This is a genomic window from Microcoleus sp. D3_18_C2 (assembly GCF_036702395.1).
Taxonomy (GTDB): Bacteria; Cyanobacteriota; Cyanobacteriia; order Cyanobacteriales; family Microcoleaceae; genus Microcoleus.
The window spans coordinates 1-19,209 of record NZ_JAUBTG010000001.1 but is presented as its reverse complement, the minus strand read 5'-3'; the positions used below and the strand labels follow the sequence as shown (position 1 = coordinate 19,209).

The 19,209-nt window shown below is 47.7% G+C and carries 13 protein-coding genes; 6 read left to right on the top strand and 7 right to left on the bottom strand.

Going from position 1 to position 19,209, the window contains the following annotated elements:
- Positions 1 to 19: 19 nt before the first annotated feature.
- The gene (locus tag QUA88_RS00065) at positions 20 to 646 is read right to left on the bottom strand and encodes a Uma2 family endonuclease (protein WP_333233344.1); all 627 of its coding nucleotides are present in this window, start codon (positions 644 to 646) and stop codon (positions 20 to 22) included.
- 115 nt (positions 647 to 761) lie between these two features.
- Here QUA88_RS00065 and QUA88_RS00060 point away from each other — a divergent pair, with 115 nt between their 5' ends.
- Complete coding sequence (locus tag QUA88_RS00060) at positions 762 to 2,516, top strand: DUF3352 domain-containing protein (RefSeq protein ID WP_333269635.1); 1,755 nt, start codon at positions 762 to 764, stop codon at positions 2,514 to 2,516.
- A 130-nt stretch (positions 2,517 to 2,646) separates the two neighbouring features.
- Here QUA88_RS00060 and mrdA read toward each other — a convergent pair whose 3' ends face one another.
- Entirely contained in the window at positions 2,647 to 4,473 is a 1,827-nt protein-coding gene (mrdA, locus tag QUA88_RS00055) for a penicillin-binding protein 2 (RefSeq protein WP_333052688.1), read from the bottom strand.
- Positions 4,474 to 5,022: 549 nt separating this feature from the next.
- Here mrdA and QUA88_RS00050 point away from each other — a divergent pair.
- Both QUA88_RS00050 and cysE read left to right on the top strand, forming a co-directional pair.
- On the top strand, positions 5,023 to 5,505 hold the full coding sequence (locus QUA88_RS00050; protein WP_333052459.1) for a hypothetical protein: 483 nt from the start codon (positions 5,023 to 5,025) through the stop codon (positions 5,503 to 5,505).
- 180 nt (positions 5,506 to 5,685) lie between these two features.
- On the top strand, positions 5,686 to 6,492 hold the full coding sequence (gene cysE, locus QUA88_RS00045; protein WP_333052456.1) for a serine O-acetyltransferase: 807 nt from the start codon (positions 5,686 to 5,688) through the stop codon (positions 6,490 to 6,492).
- A gap of 185 nt (positions 6,493 to 6,677) precedes the next feature.
- Here cysE and QUA88_RS00040 read toward each other — a convergent pair whose 3' ends face one another.
- A complete protein-coding gene (locus QUA88_RS00040; RefSeq protein WP_333052453.1) occupies positions 6,678 to 7,259 on the bottom strand; it encodes an Npun_F5749 family FMN-dependent PPOX-type flavoprotein in 582 nt (193 codons plus the stop codon).
- Positions 7,260 to 7,335: 76 nt separating this feature from the next.
- On the opposite strand from QUA88_RS00040, the gene QUA88_RS00035 reads away from it, so the two are divergent.
- Together QUA88_RS00035 and QUA88_RS00030 are read left to right on the top strand one after the other, a co-directional pair.
- Positions 7,336 to 8,454: a tocopherol cyclase family protein gene (locus QUA88_RS00035; protein WP_333052451.1), complete on the top strand. Its 1,119-nt coding sequence runs from the start codon at positions 7,336 to 7,338 to the stop codon at positions 8,452 to 8,454.
- 96 nt (positions 8,455 to 8,550) lie between these two features.
- On the top strand, positions 8,551 to 9,051 hold the full coding sequence (locus tag QUA88_RS00030; protein WP_333052448.1) for a plastocyanin/azurin family copper-binding protein: 501 nt from the start codon (positions 8,551 to 8,553) through the stop codon (positions 9,049 to 9,051).
- A 70-nt stretch (positions 9,052 to 9,121) separates the two neighbouring features.
- Here QUA88_RS00030 and clpS read toward each other — a convergent pair whose 3' ends face one another.
- From clpS to pflB, 4 genes are all read right to left on the bottom strand, one after another.
- Positions 9,122 to 9,415, bottom strand: coding sequence for an ATP-dependent Clp protease adapter ClpS (gene clpS, locus QUA88_RS00025; protein ID WP_172185659.1), 294 nt, complete (start codon positions 9,413 to 9,415; stop codon positions 9,122 to 9,124).
- A 227-nt stretch (positions 9,416 to 9,642) separates the two neighbouring features.
- Positions 9,643 to 12,273, bottom strand: coding sequence for a bifunctional acetaldehyde-CoA/alcohol dehydrogenase (adhE, locus tag QUA88_RS00020; RefSeq protein WP_333052445.1), 2,631 nt, complete (start codon positions 12,271 to 12,273; stop codon positions 9,643 to 9,645).
- A gap of 124 nt (positions 12,274 to 12,397) precedes the next feature.
- Positions 12,398 to 13,138, bottom strand: a complete 741-nt coding sequence (gene pflA, locus QUA88_RS00015) for a pyruvate formate-lyase-activating protein (RefSeq protein ID WP_333052442.1) — start codon at positions 13,136 to 13,138, stop codon at positions 12,398 to 12,400.
- Between the two features lie 492 nt (positions 13,139 to 13,630).
- The gene (gene pflB / locus QUA88_RS00010; protein ID WP_333052440.1) at positions 13,631 to 15,859 is read right to left on the bottom strand and encodes a formate C-acetyltransferase; all 2,229 of its coding nucleotides are present in this window, start codon (positions 15,857 to 15,859) and stop codon (positions 13,631 to 13,633) included.
- A 429-nt stretch (positions 15,860 to 16,288) separates the two neighbouring features.
- On the opposite strand from pflB, the gene QUA88_RS00005 reads away from it, so the two are divergent.
- Complete coding sequence (locus QUA88_RS00005; protein WP_333052437.1) at positions 16,289 to 19,009, top strand: bifunctional acetate--CoA ligase family protein/GNAT family N-acetyltransferase; 2,721 nt, start codon at positions 16,289 to 16,291, stop codon at positions 19,007 to 19,009.
- The last annotated feature ends 200 nt before the right edge of the window (positions 19,010 to 19,209 follow it).

Below are 19,209 nucleotides of genomic sequence, written 5' to 3'. Positions count from 1 at the left end.
AAAATCTAAAATCTAAAATCTAAAATCGATTGACCCATTCCCGTAATTCTCGCACTGCTGTGGTTGCGCCTGTAGTTTGAGTGCGATCGATAAATTCCTCAACTTTTGCAGTAGGTAGCATCGGGAAAGCCCGCGAAAAATTGCACTCGGCATATTCGCCATTTTGCAATTGATAAAACTTGATGCTTCGTCCATCGTACCGCCAAATTTCGGGTACGCCTAAATCTGCATATAAATCGAATTGATTTAAGGAACTGCTGGTAATATCAATTTCCAGTGCTAAATCGGGCGGCGGATCTTGAGCAAAGTCTAATTCTGTTCTCCCTCTGACCAGTGCTTCATTCTGGATATAATAACAGGAATCTGGTTCTTTACCCGCTGCTTTTTTGCGTTTTTTGATCGTCATCGAGCCAAAGGGGTTGTACTCTAGATTGAGTTCTTCTATGAGAGTTACAATTAAGCGATCGATCAGCCTGTTGCGATTTTCATGTTCCGGTAGCGGCACCATAATTTCTAATTGACCTTGATGATAAGCAATTCTGGTGGAACGTTGGTTGCCCAGTTCCGCTAGCAGGCTTTCATATAACTGCCAACTGATATTTGGCAGTAAAACTCGCTGTTCGGGGGGCGTTGATATTGTTAGCATTTTACTTGAGTTTTAGAGCTTGAGAATATTTTAATTGATTCTTTTTTTTTGCGAACAGCACAAAAAGTATCTGCCGACAGCTACGGTCATGCGCTACTCTAGTTAATAATAGACTGTGGTCATTAGTCCTTGTTGTATGAAGTTGCGATCGTTCTTTTCTTTCCTCATTGCTGGCGTCTTGGCACTCTTAGGCTTGAGTGCCGGTGGTTTTTACTGGCTGACAACTCACACTCCCCTGAATTTGCTCGCTGGCGGGCCGACAACTACTCCGGCTGCGGCTGTGTTTGTCTCGAAACAAGCACCTTTGTTAGCATCAATGCTGGTAAATCCCGATCGCCTCGAAGCATTGCGACAAGTTTTTGCCACTCCCGAAGAAAGAAGTCGATCGCACGCAGAATTTGAGCAAATCAAAAAAAGTTTCCTCGGCAATACAGGCCTCGATTACAGTCGAGATATCCAACCTTGGATAGGTGACGAAATTACCCTCGCCGTCACAAACCCCGATTTCGATGGCGACAGCAGCAACGGCAAACAAACCGGGTTTTTGCTGGCCGTTTCCTCCCAAAAGGTCGATCGCAGCCAAAAATTTCTTGACTCCTACTGGCGCCAACAATCTCGTGGCGATAAAACAGTGCAGTCGGAAATATATAAAGGCGTGAGAATTAATTATAAACAAGCACCAAAATCCCAGAAAAAATCTGCTTCGCTTTCGCCTTTTAATCCGTTTTCTCTGCCGACTTCCAAGTTGCCATCCAGCTTCGCAACAGCAGCCATCGGCGGTAATTTTAATTCTGGGAATAACCAAAGTTTTGTTTTATTTTCCAATAGCCCGATTGTGATTCGAGATGCAATTAATAACCTTGAAACAGCAAACCTAAATCTCAACAATACCCCGGAATATCAAAAAGCTTTGCAGCAGCTAACTCAAGGCAGAATCGCTTTAGCATTTGTCAATCTCCCGCAATCAGCAACCGAGCAAAATCCCCAAGTTTCTCTTAATTCCCTCGCAGTTGCTGTCGGAGTCAACCGACGGGGATTGCTGGCTCAAACTGCTTTAGTGACATCGCGAGAAAACACAGCTTCTCCAACGCTTTCCGAACCTGTGCAAGCCTTGCAATACATTCCCTCAGCGAGTCCTTTCGCGGTCGCCAGCACCGACTTAAGGAATTTTTGGGCTGATTTGTCATCGGCGGTTTCTACTAATCCAGAAGTCTCAAATTTAGTCGATCGCACCCTGGGAGATATTCAGCAACTTTGGGGCGTCAACCTGCCGCAGGATATATTTGACTGGGTACAAGGAGAATACGCTTTAGCAGTGCTTCCGAATTCGTCAAATGGTGCCGACTGGATTTTTGCCGCCGAAAACTCTGCTGATTCCCAACAGGCGATCGACAAACTCGATGAAATTGCCCGCAGCAAAGAATACAGCATCGGCAGCTTCACTCTGAGAAACCAGAAAATTACCGCTTGGACGCAGTTGACAACTAGCCAGAATTATGGTAAAGAAAATAATAGAAAAAGTGCGATCGAAACCGAGGCAAAAGGAGTCCGAGCCACCGTCGGCAAATACGAAATTTTCACCACTTCAGTAGAAGCAATGGACGCAGCACTAGAAGCAGCAGAAACAGTCTCTTTAGTTGCCAATCAAGATTTTCAAACCAGCATTGAACCGCTTCCGCCCTCTAACGACGGCTATTTTTATTTAGACTGGCCCTCCAGCAGGGCAATTTGGGAAAAACAAATCCCGCTGTTGAGGTTAATTGAACTTTCGGCAAGACCATTGTTCGATCACTTGCGATCGCTAACTGTCACCAGTACGGGAGAAATAACAGGAATTCGCAAAGCTACTATATTTATGCGGCTCAATTAGTTAGTAGTCAGTAGTCAGTAGTCATTAGTCAGTAGTCAGAAGTCAGAAGAAAAACAAGACACTATGCCCAATTCCCCATTCCCAATAACTAAGGACTAATGACTAATGACTACTGACTAAGGACTAAGGACTAAGGACTAATAACTACTGGCTGCTTCACATTTTTCTGTGGCCCAAAATAAGCTTGAAATACCTCTTTGGCGATCGGGGCGGCGGCAACAGAACCATAACCGCCATTTTCCACAACCACGGCGATCGCAATTTCCGGCTTCTGGGCGGGCCCGAAGGCGACATACAAAGAGTGATCCTCCTGTCCGATGACCTCCGAAGTCCCTGTTTTGCCCGCCGTCAGCGGAATCGAACCGTCATTCAATCCCTGTCCAGTACCCTCGGCAACTACCGCGATCAGTCCTTCCTTAATCACCTGAACTGTTGAAGGTTTCATCCCCGTATGTACCCGTTGAGTCTCCGCTGTGCCGGTCATAGAAGTCAAAAGATGAGGCTTCACGCGATAACCCCCATTAGCGATCGAACTCACCATTACCGCCCCCTCCAAAGGAGTCATCAACACCAACCCCTGCCCGATCGACATCGTTACCGTATCACCCGCATACCAAGGTTCTTTATAAAGTTTCTCCTTCTCCTCCGGCGTCGGGATTTGACCGTAATCGCCACCGCCTAGCCCCAAAAGATTCAAATCCGTATCCTTGCCAATTCCCAAGCGCTGTCCCCACTTAGAAATTTGCTCCGGCCCGGTACTAATCCCCAATTGATAAAAAAACGTATTGCTGCTGAAAGCCAAAGCATCCCGAAAGCCGATGTCGCCGAAACCGCCACTGTGTTCGTTAAAATCAATTCCCCCCACAGTAATGTAAGACGAAGTACCGAGAATTGAGTCCGGCGAAAATTTGCCCGACTCCAGGGCCGCGACGGAAGTCACAATTTTAAAGGTGCTACCGGGGGGATAGCCCTGCGTGGCCCGATTCAAAAATGGATTTTCCGGATCTTGAAGAGTTTTCCACTCATCCTTAGTGATTTTTCGCGTAAACAGATTGGGGTCAAAAGTCGGGTGGCTGGCCATAACTAATACCGCCCCGGTGTTGACATCCAGCGCCACTACTGCTCCCCGGCGGTTCCCCAGGGCTTTTTCGGCTGCTTTTTGCATGGACAAGTCTATGGTTAGCTGCACCGCCTCACCGGGTTTGGGCGGTGTCTCTCCCATCAGCCGCAATTCTTCATTTTGGGCATTTACTTCGATCAGCCGATCGCCCCACACTCCCGCAATCTTCTCGTTAGAGCTCGCTTCTATGCCCATTTGACCGACAATCATCCCCATCGGATATTCAGGATGAGCTTCCAAGTCGGCTGCGGTAGCTTCGCCGATATATCCGATCGCGTGAGATGCCAAACTGCCTTCGGGATAGTAGCGGTTCGCTTCTGGCCGCACTTCCACTCCCCGCATTTGTCCCACCTCTTCTGCTAGTGGCACGAACACCTCTGGCGGCATTGCTTGCTTGAGCCGCACCGGTCTATAGGATTGAGGATCGACCTCTTTTATTTTTTTTAAAATTTCTTTTGCTGGAATTTTAACCAGCGGACTCAACTTTTCTGCTGTCACTTTCCACTGTTCCGGCGTTTGTTCTTTCGGCCACAAATATACCGATCGAGCTAAATTGTTTGCAGCTAGCAACTTGCCTTTGCGATCGATAATGTGTCCGCGATTCGCCGGCATGGGCACTAGGCGAACGCGATTGTTTTCGGCTCGTTCCCGGTGTTGCTTCCCTTGTATCAGTTGCAATTCCACCAGCCGACTAGCGTGCAGGCCCAGCAAACCTGTTGCCACCAGCATTAACACGATCGCCCGGTGTATCGGACGATCCTGTTTTTTAGGAGTTTCCCCCAGGCTTTTGTCAGGAGAGTGAAATGCTGAGATCGAATAAACTTGTCGTTGCATCATTCTATAGGTAGATGTCAAATCCTAGATTTTAGATTCTTGAATTGTCAATTGTGAAGTATACATCATCAGACCGGGGCGATCGGGCCTTGACCCTTGGGGGAAGCGGAATGATTGAGCGTTAGCTATTGACTAATCACTAATTAACTCATGACTGCTTACTAATCCCCCAAGCACCAAGAAATAGCCAGAAAAATCAAGGTCAGGCTCAGCCAATTAGGCAGGTGGAGCCAGCCAGATAGACCTATAGGTAACAATACCAAGACCTGTGTCAATAGGGAACCGAGGGCCAACAGCAAGGCTAGAAGTATCAAATTTATCATCCTGACACCGTACAATTTCGGATATGAGTGGATCGCCTGTGGCAGAAATCCGAGTGGCACAAGCGAGCGCGATCGTAGAGGGATTGTCCTGATAGACATAAGGAAGATAAGCCAGGAGGTGTTGAACTAATTTAAAAAAAATTATTCTTCCTCCATAGTTTGTATTCCAGGGGCTGCGATGGGTAAATTCTGAGTTGTGATTTTAAGTTGTGACGCCAGGAGTATGGCCATGTTGTTTAATCAGGGAGCCAATTTCAAAAACGGTGCGCTCTTGGGTGCGATCGCGGCGATCGTCGCCCTACCAGTTTTAGCAGAAACAGCCAATTTCGGCACTTTAAGTTTATCGCGAGGTTTTGCAGCCCCAACAGCAGTTTTGAGAGGTTCCACAGGCGGATCCTACTCTCTATCTGCCATAGCCAACGCCGATCGCCACAAAAACAAATGTTTGGGTTTTGCCACCCCAACTCCCGACCACATCATAGTCTTGCAGCAAAACTTTTCAAAACTCACACTCCAAATCAACAGCGGAGGCAAGGACACAACCTTACTCGTACAAGGCCCCGGTAATGCGGTGCGCTGCGGAGACGATATAGGTCAGAATAAAGATGCTGGCATACTTGATTCTGACTGGCAAGCAGGCTCTTACAGGATTTGGGTAGGTACTGTCGAACCCGGAGTCAAGTCTAACTATACAATCTCAGTACAGGAATAGAACGCAGCGGCGCTGTTGGATGGAGACAATAAAATATCATCAAATTCTCCCCCAATCTCCCACTCTCCCACGGTTCCACTCCGTCATATCCCCCAATCTCCCGATCGACCGCTCACTTCCCCATCCAGTAAAATGTAAAATCGAAAGTGGCGTGTTTAACCAAAATAGGTAACTCCGAAAGTGCTAAAGACTCTTAGAGCTGACTTCAGTATAATTTTCGATCGCGACCCTGCAGCTCGCAACTGGCTGGAAGTTTTGTTTTGCTACCCCGGTCTTCAAGCCCTAGTGCTGCACCGCCTCGCACACTGGCTTTACGTGTTGGGACTTCCCTTCATCCCCCGCTTGATTTCCCACATAGCTCGCTTTTTGACCGGAATTGAAATCCACCCAGGGGCAACCATCGGCAAAAGCGTCTTCATCGACCACGGTATGGGGGTTGTGATCGGCGAAACAGCGATTATCGGCGATTTTGCCCTAATTTACCAAGGTGTCACCCTAGGCGGTACTGGCAAACAAAGCGGCAAGCGTCACCCTACAGTCGGCGAAAACGTAGTTGTCGGTGCCGGCGCCAAGGTACTCGGCAATCTGCAAATTGGCAATAACGTCCGCATCGGCGCCGGTTCCGTCGTACTCCGCGACGTACCATCTGACTGCACAGTGGTAGGGATTCCCGGCCGCATCGTCTATCGATCGGGAGTGCGCGTCAATCCCCTAGAACACGGCAGTTTGCCGGATTCGGAAGCTGTGGTAATTCGCTCTTTGCTCGATCGTATCGAATCCCTCGAACAGCAAGTAAAAAGTTTGGTTCCTCAACCATCTGTCTCCTTAACTTCTGATCCCACTTCCCACAATTTCCACTCAGTATCAGAAGCTTTAAACCAAGCCAGCAATGTAGCCGTAGCCGAAAAAACACAGCTAGTTACAACCCCTAGCTGCAAGTTAAAAGATAAAGCAATTCAAGAATTTTTCGACGGCAGCGGCATCTAAAATTTGAATTGGCCAAACAGGGAATTGGCCAAACAGGGAATTGGCAATGGGGCCTGGAAGGTTATTGGTAACAAATAACCAATAACCAATAATCACTGACTAATGACTACCCAGATTTATCAGTGGAGTCGCTTTCTTCAATCTAAAATCTAAAATCTAAAATCTAAAATCGGTTGACTTCTTTTTCAAGGATTAACCGATCGCACAGACCAATTTCCCTCCCCGTCGCGCCGATAAAGCGATCGGTTTTGCGGTTCCCCCCGCAACTCCAACAAATCCACCGTTTCCGGTTCCAACAACAGCAAGCAAAAATTAGGCAGCGGCTCGATCGCATCTGGGGAAGCAGAATCAAAAGCACTAGCCTCGGCTTTGTCATCCCCCGGATGAGGCCAAGCAAACTGCGATCTAGCCGCCTCAGAAAGCTCCTGCCAAGTTGTGCACCGCGATGAACACAACTGGGCATCTGGATAATCTGCCCCTACCAAAACTAGCTTTCCAGCAATCCGAAATTGTTCGCGAGTTTTCGGGAAATACCAGCAAATTTCCCCCCAAGGATAGAGATTAATCTCCTCAGCCTTTTCACTGCGAATATCTGTAATAAACTTTAACTGATTAGTATCTGCTAAAAAGCCTCGAAACACCACAGTGCGGTTAGCCGGACGCCCGGTAGCCCGAACAGTTGCTAGTTGCAAGTAACGGGCAAAAGCAAGACTGCGGTTGCGGTGGAGGGCACGAGCTAAGGGCGATCGCCAAAGTGCTAGAGACATAAAGGAAGGAAGAAGGAAGAAGGAAGAAGGAAGAAACAGTTATCCGTGAATTCCCTGTCATGCTATTGGTAATTCTATGTCAAATTCACTCTCAAAACTCAAAACTCTTGAAACTCCCCACAGTGGCTACCACTGGGACGGTAGTTCACGCCGCTTTTTTGAAGGCTGGTACTACCGAATAACATTACCGATTCACGGACAATCCTTTGCATTCATGTATTCCATCGAAGACCCCAGAGGCGGTCAACCTTACAGTGGCGGTGCAGCTCAGATTCTCGGTCCGAAAGATAGCTATTTGTGTCGCACCTTTCCAGATGTAAATAAGTTTTGGGCGCACAGAGAAAGCTTAGGTTTCGGACATTGGGGCAAAACAGATTTACAAATTAAACCCCAATATTTAGAGCCGGCAGTATTCGACAGCAGCGTCGAAGAAGGCTATCAAGCTACTGCTACTTTAAATCAAGGTTATTTGCACGATCCGGGAAGCGGCAGCCACTGTTTTTGGCAGTACGAAATTCAACCTATCTATGGCTGGGGAAACTCTGAAGAAATCCAGAAATCTACCGCAGGAATGCTATCTTTACTGCCCGTTTTTGAGCCTGGATGGCAAATTTTAATGGCTCACGGTTTAGCCACGGGCTGGATCGATTGGAATGGCGATCGCTACGAATTTAAAGATGCTCCCGCTTACAGCGAAAAAAACTGGGGCGGTGCTTTTCCGCAAAAGTGGTTTTGGATTAATTGCAATTGTTTTCAAGGCGAAAATGATTTAGCTTTAACCGCAGGTGGTGGCAAGCGGGGCGTGCTGTGGTGGATGGAATCGGTAGCAATGATTGGTCTGCATTACCGAGGCAAATTTTACGAATTTGTGCCTTGGAATTCGCAAGTTAGTTGGACTATTGAACCTTGGGGAAGCTGGAAAATGCAGGCTAGAAACAGTCAGTTTGAAGTTGAGTTGATTGGCACTACAAACATTCCTGGTAGTTATGTGCGAACTCCTACCGAAAAAGGCATGGCTTTTTGCTGCCGGGATACGACGCACGGTGAATTGCGCTTGCAACTGCGAGAGTTGTTGGGGGGAAATGTGGAAAAAAATGGCAAGCAGCGTTCTAGAATTATCTTAGAGGCTCAAAGCTCTTTATCGGGTTTGGAAGTTGGGGGCGGGCCTTGGGATGAAGTTTGGCGATCGAATTAAGTCATTAGTCAGTAGTCAGTAGTCAGTAGTCAGTTGTCAGTTGTCAGTTGTCATTAGTCATTAGTCAGTTAATAGTTAACAGTAGTCAGAACAGCCATGATCAATTTACTCGGTTGGCAATTAGGCAAATTCTACCGCAGCCAGGGGTTACAAAAAACTTTCAAGGTGATTTTGGGACTAATTTTATGTTTGAGCACAATCTTGATGCCAGCGACAATTGCTAGTGCTGCCGGTGATTTGTCTCGCCAACCTGTTACCGAAATTACTGTTAGTTTAGGTAACGAAGCTGGGGAACTCAAATTCTTTCCCAATCTGCTAGAATTTGAATCGGGCAAGCGCTATAAATTAGTGCTAAAAAATCCCAGTTCGCAGAAACATTATTTTACTGCTAAAAACTTTGCTGATGCGAGTTGGACTCAAAAAGTTGAAGCTGGGAAAGTGGAAATTAAAGGAGCGATTCACGAACTAGAACTTAAACCGGGCGCTATGGCAGAATGGGTGTTTGTGCCGATGAAATCGGGAACCTACAACCTGCGCTGTACGGTAGCCGGACATACAGAGGCGGGGATGATTGGCAAAATCACGATCGCCTCTTAAATCCCAATCTGCGTTCAATTTCAGATTAATTAGCGAAAAACGATCGAACTTTCGGCCCTCTAGACACTTTTCAAGTAGACTCTAGCGGAGCCATTGTCAGTCCAGCACGGCTCAATTGCATATGATAAAGTTCTGCTTGCTCTTGCGGGCCAACCCACACGGTGGCTTGGCCTTCGTGGTGGATTTGGTTGGCGAGTTTCCAAGCTCGATCGCTCGTCATCCCTGGAATGTATTTCGTCAAACATTCCACAACGTGCTGAAATGTGTTGAAATCGTCGTTGAGGACTATTACCCGATAGTTGGGATAAGGTTTGCGGGTAACTTGACTCGATCGAACGGGTGCTATGGTTGGTGAAGAGGTCATCGCGCGAACAGCCACTAAAACTACAAAATTCGTAAAAAAGTTACCTCTAAAATTATAACACAATTTCATATTTTTTCAACCCCTACTTGGTATTTTGATCCGCTTCGGGGTTTATTTTCACCACCGGGCCCTGCGTTAGATTTCTCCAGAAACTGTGGGGAGTAGGAGTTAGGTATCCTGCCCCCCATTGACAGGCTTTTGAGGAGAAATCTATGGCACCGCGCCGATTACACTAAAGTTAACACTCGATTGAGATCGGAAGTGTCGCCGTCAGAATACGCTTGCACCAGAAGTTGCTTTAAATCTTCAATCAGCGGATAGCGGGGGTTCGCTCCGGTACACTGATCGTCAAAAGCTCGATCGGCCATTTCCTCAACGCGAGCAAAGAAGAAATCATCACTCATTCCCTGACTGGCGATCGCCTCCTGAATCGTGCTAGGAATATCTACCTCACGCTTCAGAGCTTCCACCGCTGCGATCAACTTCTCAACTTTTTCATCTTCGGTATCGCCGCCCAAATTCAGATAGTCTGCAATTCGAGCATAACGCCACTTGCTGTTAGGATACTTGTTTTGAGAAAAAATCGCTTGTTTGAACGGAACATCCGTTGCATTGTAGCGAATTACATGGGAAATCATCAGCGCATTCGCTAAACCGTGAGGGACGTGGCAAGTTGCACCTAATTGGTGAGCTACTGAGTGACAAACCCCCAGAAAAGAGTTGGCAAATGCCATGCCGGCGATCGTAGCAGCATAATGTACTTTCTCCCGCGCTTTCGGATCGTTGGCACCATTTTTGTAAGCGCTGGGCAGGTATTTAAACAGCAAACGAATCGCTTCTAAAGCCAAACCATTTGTATACTCAGAAGCCAACACAGAAACATAAGCTTCTAAAGCGTGGGTTAGCGCATCAATGCCGCCGTAAGCAGTCAGTTTCCGGGGCATATTCAGCGTAAGTTCTGGATCGACGATCGCCATACTCGGAGTCAGAGCATAATCTGCCAGCGGATACTTAATCCCCGATCGTTCATCCGTAACAACCGCAAAAGGCGTGACTTCCGAACCCGTTCCCGAAGTAGTTGGAATTGCCACCATAATTGCCTTTGAACCCAAAGGCGGCAGTTCGTATACCCGCTTGCGGATATCCATAAACCGCATCGCCAATCCTTCAAACTCAATTTCTGGATGCTCATACATCAGCCACATTACTTTAGCAGCATCCATCGGCGAGCCACCACCAAAAGCAATAATCACATCTGGATGGAAACTATTGCAGATTTCTAAACCTTTGCGAACAGTAGCCAGCGAAGGATCGGGTTCCACATCGTAAAATGTGTAGTGATCGATGCCGATTTCTTCCAAACTCTCTGTGACTTCCTTAGTCAATCCCAATTCAAACAATGGTTTATCCGTCACAATCAAAGCACGTTTCTTACCTGCAAGATCCCTCAAAGCTACAGGAAGACAACCCGACTTAAAATAAATCTTGGGAGGAATGCGGAACCAGAGCATATTCTCGCGTCGCTCTGCTACGGTTTTGATATTGAGCAGGTGATGGGGTGTCACGTTGACAGAAATCGAATTATCGCCCCAGCTACCGCAACCGAGGGTAAGGGAGGGATCGAGGCGGAAATTGTACAAATCGCCGATCGCACCTTGAGAAGAAGGCGTATTAATCAGCACCCGCGAAGTCTCTAATTTGCTTTCAAAATAACGAATGTGTTCCTGATTGTGGGGGGCGGTGTAGAGTACAGAAGTATGTCCGTGTCCGCCAAAAATTATCAGCGCTTCAGCTTTGTCTACTGCTTCAGTAAAGTCCTTGGCGCGGTACATGGCGAGAATCGGCGAAAGTTTTTCACAAGCAAAGGGTTCTTCTTTACCTATCGTATCCACTTCTCCAATCAAAACCCTGATGTTTGACGGCACTACAAAACCCGCAATCTGCGCCACCTTTTGCACCGATTGTCCGACTATTTCGGCATTCAATCGACCATCAATTAAGATTACCCGCCGCACTTTTTCTCGTTCTTCAGCATTCAGGAAATAAGCACCGCGCTTGATAAATTCCAGTTGCACGGCATCGTACACCTCATCCACAACAACTACCGATTGTTCCGAAGCACAAATCGTGCCGTTGTCGAAAGTTTTGCTGAGCAAAATTGAGCTGACAGCCATTTGGATGTGAGCGGTTTCATCGATGATGGCGGGAGTATTTCCAGCGCCGACACCGAGGGAGGGATGTCCTGAAGAGTAGGCAGCTTTTACCATTCCCGGCCCGCCAGTTGCCAAAATTAGTTTGATATCGGGGTGCTGCATCAAAGCTTGGGAAAGTGGCACAGTTGGCTCATCAATCCACCCAATAATATCCGGTGGTGCGCCGGCTGCTACAGCAGCATCGAGGAGGATTTTTGCCGCCGCAGCCGTGCAGGATTTGGCGCGGGGATGGGGCGAAAATATAATGCCATTTCTCGTCTTGAGCACGATTAATGACTTAAAGATGGTGGTGGAAGTCGGGTTAGTTACAGGAACGATTCCCGCTAGCAATCCCACTGGTTCGGCAATGCGTTCGTAGCCAAAATGCCGATCGGACTCGATGATACCACAAGTCTTGTCGTTTTTATATTTGTTGTAAATCATTTCCGAGGCAAAATGATTTTTGATTGCCTTATCTTCGATGACTCCCATTCCCGATTCTTTGACTGCTGCTTTGGCTAAGGGAATGCGGGCGGCATTAGCGGCTAAAGCTACTTGCTTGAATATGCGATCGACTTGTTCTTGAGTGTAGGTGGCAAACTCAGCTTGGGCTGCTTTTACTTTTTGAATTAGGACTTCTAATTCTTCTAAATTGGTAACTTTCATGTGATTTTTCGTGATGTGGATTTCGGAAAAATTATTGCCTCAATCTTTGATTGGTAGGGAACCTGCAGATCGACGCAGATAATTTCAAGATTGTGGGTGACTTGTGAACGTGGCCTTTTAATTATTATATACCGCTAGCTCCGATCGCATTGACCCCGCGACTGCGAAAAATATCAACTGTTTGTTGCACGAGTTCCGGTGAAGCTGGAGGTGTATCCTTGAGTTCGTAATCCAATTTTAATTGCTCCCATTTGTATTCTCCCATTTTATGAAATGGTAATACTTCGACTTTTTCCACATTGTTCAGATTGGCAATAAACTCCGCTAATTTTTCTACGTTTTCGATGTGATCGGTGAGGTGAGGAACTAGAACGAAGCGAATCCACGTCGGTTTGCCAATTTCGCTGAGATATTTGGCCATTGCTAAAGTAGGCTCGATGGAAACATTGGTGACTTTGTAATAGAGTTCGGGAATGTAGGATTTGATGTCCAACAAAACCAGATCGGTCATTTCCAGAACCGGTTTAGCAACGTCTAAAACACAGAAGCCTGATGTGTCCAGCGCTGTATGCAAACCCATTTGATGACAGCGGGTAAAGATTTCTTTGACAAAATCCGGCTGCATCAATGGTTCGCCGCCGCTGACGGTAACGCCTCCTTTCCGTAGGTAGGATTTACATTTTATAATTTGCTCGATTAAATAATCGACGGTTACTTCTTTACCATCGTGGGAATTGCGACAGTCGGGATTGTGACAGTACAGACAGCGTAACGGACAGCCTTGGGTGAAGACGATAAACCGGATTCCGGGGCCGTCTACTGTACCAAATGTTTCGATTGAGTGAATGCGACCAATTCCAGACATTTAATTTGCTGTTTGTTGGTAAGGATTTTGAGAGTAGGGATGATATCAATTCCGGTTGCATTGGAATGATTAAACCGCAGAGTACGCAGAGAACGCAGAGGAAGAGAAGAGAGAGATGAATACAGGACGATGCTAACGGATTTGAGATGAGGGAATCTCGGTGTTAACTTAAGCCGGGAAACTTGCGGATTGTTCGTTTGGTTGCTGAGGCTCGATCCCCCTAAATCCCCCTTAAAAAGGGGAGTAGGGGTTGACTTTGAGAAGTGGACGGTTCCCCTTGAATCCCCAGATAGTCTGGGGAATTCAAGAATACTCTTGTTCCCCCCTTCTTAAGGGGGGTTAGGGGGGATCTGGCCTCATGGTTTAACAGCGAAACTAGACGAAAAAAGACTTATGGAGAACCAATTATGTAGGCGCTTCTTGAGTCCCCCTCAGCTCGGACTTCGTTTGACTCTTGAGCGGTTTCAATCGCCGAGTTTTTTCTGCTGGGATTTAGACGCGTTCGTGGAAAGTCCGTTTAATCACATCTAATTGCTGTTCGCGGGTAAGTTTGATGAAATTAACCGCATAACCGGAGACGCGAATTGTTAGCTGGGGATAGTTTTCTGGATGTTCCATCGCATCTAGTAATGTTTGCCGATCGAGGGCGTTAACATTGATGTGATGGCCGCCATCGTGGAAGTAACCGTCTATAAGACTAACTAGGTTGTTAGTCCGATCGCTCTCCATTCTGCCCAAGGCTTGCGGTAGAATCGAAAAAGTATTCGATATGCCATCTTGACAATCACTGTAAGGCAGTTTGGCTACAGAAGATAAGGATGCGATCGCCCCACAGGAATCTCGGCCGTGCATCGGGTTAGCACCGGGAGCAAAGGGTTCGCCGGCTTTACGTCCGTCGGGAGTGCTACCAGTTTTTTTGCCGTAAACTACGTTAGAGGTAATTGTGAGTACCGATTGAGTCGCTACAGCGCCGCGGTAGGTTTTGTGCTGGCGAATTTCGTTCATGAAGCTTTGCACAAGTTCGATGGCTATACTGTCTACGCGATCGTCATTATTGCCATATTTGGGATATTCTCCTTCGATCGAGTAATCCACTGCCAAACCTTGCTCGTTGCGAAGCACCTTAACTTTAGCGTTTTTAATCGCCGACAGGGAGTCCGCCACCACCGACAATCCGGCAATTCCGCAGGCCATTGTCCGGTAAACATCGCGATCGTGCAGTGCCATTTCCAGGCGTTCGTAGCAGTATTTGTCGTGCATATAGTGAATGACATTCAACGTATTGATATACGTTTTTGCCAACCACGCCATCATGTCGCGGAACCTGGCTCTTACCTCGTCATAATCGAGATATTCGGTAGTAATCGGTGGGAACTGCGGCGCGATTTGGTCGCCGGACTTCTCATCTTTACCGCCGTTAATCGCATAGAGCAAAGTCTTAGCTAAGTTAACTCGCGCGCCGAAAAACTGCATTTGCTTGCCAATTCGCATGGCGGAAACACAACAGGCGATCGCGTAATCATCGCCGTATTGAGGACGCATCAAGTCGTCGTTTTCGTACTGAATAGAACTTGTGTCGCTGGATACCTTCGCACAGAATTCTTTGAAGTTTTCCGGCAAGTTTTCCGACCACAAAACGGTGAGATTTGGTTCGGGTGCAGTACCGAGGTTTGACAGGGTGTGCAAGAATCGGAAACTGTTACGAGTTACCAATGTTCTACCGTCATCGCTGATACCGCCGATCGCCTCTGTTACCCAAGTTGGATCGCCAGAAAACAGAGCGTTATAGTCGGGAGTTCGCAAAAACCGCACCATGCGGAGTTTCATTACAAAATGGTCGATCAGTTCTTGCAATTCCACTTCGGAACTCGCGCCACTTTGTAAATCGCGCTCGAAATAAATGTCTAAAAACGTCGATACGCGGCCGAGAGACATCGCTGCCCCGTTTTGTTCTTTCACTGCTCCCAAGTAGCCAAAATACAGCCACTGGACAGCTTCTCGTGCATTTGCTGCCGGACGGCTAATATCAAAGCCGTAGCTAGCAGCCATTTCTTTTAACTCAAACAATGCCCGAATTTGCTCGGATAACTCTTCGCGCAAGCGAATTGTTCCCTCGTCCATCGCGTCTAGTTCGAGTGATTCTTGCTGTGTTTTTTTATCCTCAATTAGGCGATCGACGCCGTACAAAGCAACGCGCCGATAGTCACCAATTATCCGCCCGCGTCCGTAGGCATCTGGCAAACCTGTGATGATACCCGAACGTCTCGCCAGACGCATCGAGCGCGTGTAAGCATCGAATACACCATCGTTATGAGTTTTGCGATATTTCGTAAATATTTCTTCAGTTTGCGGGTCGAGCTGATAGCCGTAAGCTTCTAAACCGGCCTTGACAACGCGAATCCCGCCCAAGGGCATAATCGCGCGTTTCAAAGGTCGATCTGTTTGCAAACCTACTATTTGTTCTAAGTCGCGATCGATGTATCCTGCTGCATGAGCCGTGATCGATGTGGGAACTTTTGTATCAACATCCAATACACCTTTTTCGCGCTCTTGCTTCATTAATTCCAGAACTTTTTGCCAAAGTTGCTGGGTTTTTTCGGTTGGTGCTGTGAGAAATTCTGCATTCCCTTCGTAGGGGGTGTAATTCTTTTGGATGAAGTCTCTGACGTTGACTTCGTTTGTCCAGTTGCCTTCAGTAAAGCCGTGCCATTCTGCAAACATAGCTTGCTTTCACCTCAATTTTTTATTAGCGATCGATCTTTTTTGCTTCGACCACTATATCTAGTATATATTTAATTTCAATATTTTAAATACCCGGTTCGCTATTTGTTACAAAAGTTGACTTGCTAATTTGGTGGGAAGAATTAAGATAGATAGTAGGCAGAACCTCCTCGTGAATTGTTGAGGAAGCTCTGACCAAAGGGGTTCCCGAACTAACACTTAGACAACCCAAATGTTGTTTAAGGGCGGGCGTGTCGGAAACGGGCAATGAGATTTTTTTTTTCAGGAACCGCAAACACCCGAAGAAGATGAAGAAAAAGCAGAAAAAAAGCAGAAAAAGAGTTCGGATTTGATTCGGTGATAGTTATCGAAAGCAGAGCAATATTAATTGCTGATTAATTGAAGTAGGGTACTATGCAGATAAATTCAATGAATCAAAGCACTGCGAGCGATCGGGCTCACGATATTTGGAAAGAACAGCGTCATCCGCTCGATCGGATTTTTCGGCCTCGCTCCGTGGCTGTAATCGGCGCAACAGAGAGAGAAGGAAGCGTTGGACGAACTCTCCTGTGGAACTTGATTCGGAATCCGTTTGGCGGCACAGTTTTTCCAGTGAATCCGCAGCGCCACAGCGTCTTGGGGCTCAAGTCTTATCCTGACATTGCTAGCGTCCCGGAAGTAGTGGATCTGGCGGTGATTGCTACGCCGGCTGCTGGGGTGCCGCAAGTGATCCGCGAATGTATCGCTGCTGGGGTGAAAGGAGCAATTATTGTTTCTGCAGGCTTTAAAGAGATTGGTGCGGCTGGGGAGGCTTTAGAACAGCAAGTTCTCGCCCAAGCGCGTCTGGGCGGAATGCGGATTATCGGCCCAAATTGCCTCGGTGTGATGAATCCTGTGGTTGGGCTCAATGCTACTTTTGCAGGTACGATCGCCCGTCCGGGTAATGTCGCTTTCATCAGTCAAAGCGGCGCCCTCTGTACTTCGATTCTCGACTGGAGTTTGGGGGAAAATGTCGGTTTTAGCGCCTTTGTATCGATCGGCTCTATGCTCGATGTCGGTTGGGGCGATCTGATCGAGTATTTCGGGGACGATCCCCATACTCACAGTATCGTTTTGTACATGGAATCTATGGGTGATGCTCGTTCGTTCCTGTCCGCCGCCCGCCCAGTGGCGATCGACAAACCGATCATCATTCTCAAGGTAGGACGTACCGCCGCCGCCGCCCAAGCCGCCGCTTCCCATACGGGAGCTTTGACGGGTAGCGATGACGTGCTTAACGCTGCTTTCCGCCGCTGTGGCGCGTTGCGCGTACATACGATTTCCGATTTGTTCGACATGGCAGAAATTCTGGCCAAGCAACCGCGACCGCAGGGCAACCGCCTATCGATCGTCACCAATGCCGGAGGCCCAGGGGCGATCGCCACTGATGCCTTAATTAGCGACGGCGGTGCCCTGGCAGATTTGGCACCGGAGACGCTGCAGCGACTTGATGAGTTTTTGCCACCTCAGTGGAGTCATCACAACCCGATCGATATTTTGGGCGATGCTAGTAGCGATCTTTACGCCAAAACTTTAGAAGTTGTCGCTCCCGATCCCAATAGTGACGGATTGCTGGTCATCCTGACGCCACAAGCGATGACAAATCCCACCCAAACCGCAGAAAAACTTAAGTCTTACAGCAAACTCGGAAAGCCCTTATTAGCAAGCTGGATGGGCGGTGTGGAAGTGTCAGCGGGAACGCAAATTCTCAATCAGGCAAATATTCCGACTTTCCCTTATCCCGATACCGCCGTCAGGTTATTCAACTATATGTGGCGGTACACATACAACCTGCGCGCTATCTACGAAACGCCATCTCTCCCCGCTGATTGCGAACTCGATACTTCCGGGTGTGCTACTGCTGCGAAGATTTTGACTGCCGCCCGTCAAAACAATCGCACTCTATTAACCGAGTACGAATCAAAACAGTTGCTAGCAGCTTACGGGATTCCCACCGTAGCGACAGAAATTGCAGCGAGTGCGGCCGAAGCTGTGGAAATTGCCGAGATCCTCGGTTATCCAGTGGTGCTAAAACTCCATTCTGAGACGATTACTCACAAAACCGATGTGGGGGGCGTCCAACTAAATTTAGGCGATGCTAAGGCTGTAATTAGTGCCTTTGAGGCGATCGCCCAGCGGGTACGGGCGATCGATCCTGCAGCGTTTCTTGGCGTAACCGTGCAGGCGATGGTGCATTTGGAAGGCTATGAACTAATTTTGGGTAGCAGTATTGACCCACAATTTGGGCCGGTGATGCTGTTTGGTTCCGGCGGACAATTAGTGGAAGTCTTTCAAGATCGATCGCTCGCACTTCCGCCTTTAAATACCACCTTAGCGCGGCGGATGATGGAGCAAACTCGCATCTATAAAGCTTTGCAAGGAGTGCGCGGCAGATCGGCAATTGACCTGGTACAACTCGAACAGTTATTAGTTCGTTTCAGTCAACTGATTGTAGAGCAACCTCAAATTGCCGAGATTGATATTAATCCGCTGTTGGTTTCTCCTGAAGGTGCGATCGCTCTTGATGCCCGTGTTGTTCTGCAAACAACGGAAAACCCCATTTCAACGGCGATTCGCCCCTATCCTACGCAATACGTTCAAAAATGGTCAACGGAGGGCGATCGTCCCATCACCATCCGTCCGATTCGCCCAGAAGATGAGCCGCTGATGGTGCTCTTCCACAAAGAACTTTCCGAAGAGAGCGTGTATTTGCGCTACGCTCACATGGTAAAGTTAAAGCACCGCATTGCTCACGAACGTTTGACCCGGATTTGTTTTATTGACTACGATCGCGAAATGGTGTTAGTAGCCGATCGTCCAGACCCGGAAACCTCAGCACACCGGATTTTGGGAATAGCGCGTCTGAGCAAACTCCACGGCACAAACCAAGCCGAATTTGCCCTCATCGTTAGCGATAGCTATCAGCAGCGCGGTTTGGGAACAGAATTATTGAGGCGGATGTTGCAAATTGGTCAGGAAGAGAAATTAGAGGCGATCGTCGGCTACATTCTCAATAGCAACTACAAGATGCAGAGCCTCTGTAAAAAACTCGGATTTGAACTCCACCCAGACCGAGACGAAGGAATGTTGAAAGCTGTTTTTGTCTGCTAAGCTGTGGAGCATTTAAACCACTAACGAGGCTTGTATGGTGCGTCAGGAGTGAACACTTACGCGCTTATGCGGGAAACACTTCTGTACGCTGGGCACCCTACAATCGTCTTTTAAATGCCGAACAGCTTAGGAATGAGAATTAAATAACTTCCACTCTTGAAAGTGGGATGGGCGTCCCGCCCGTCCTTTTTGGACGGGCG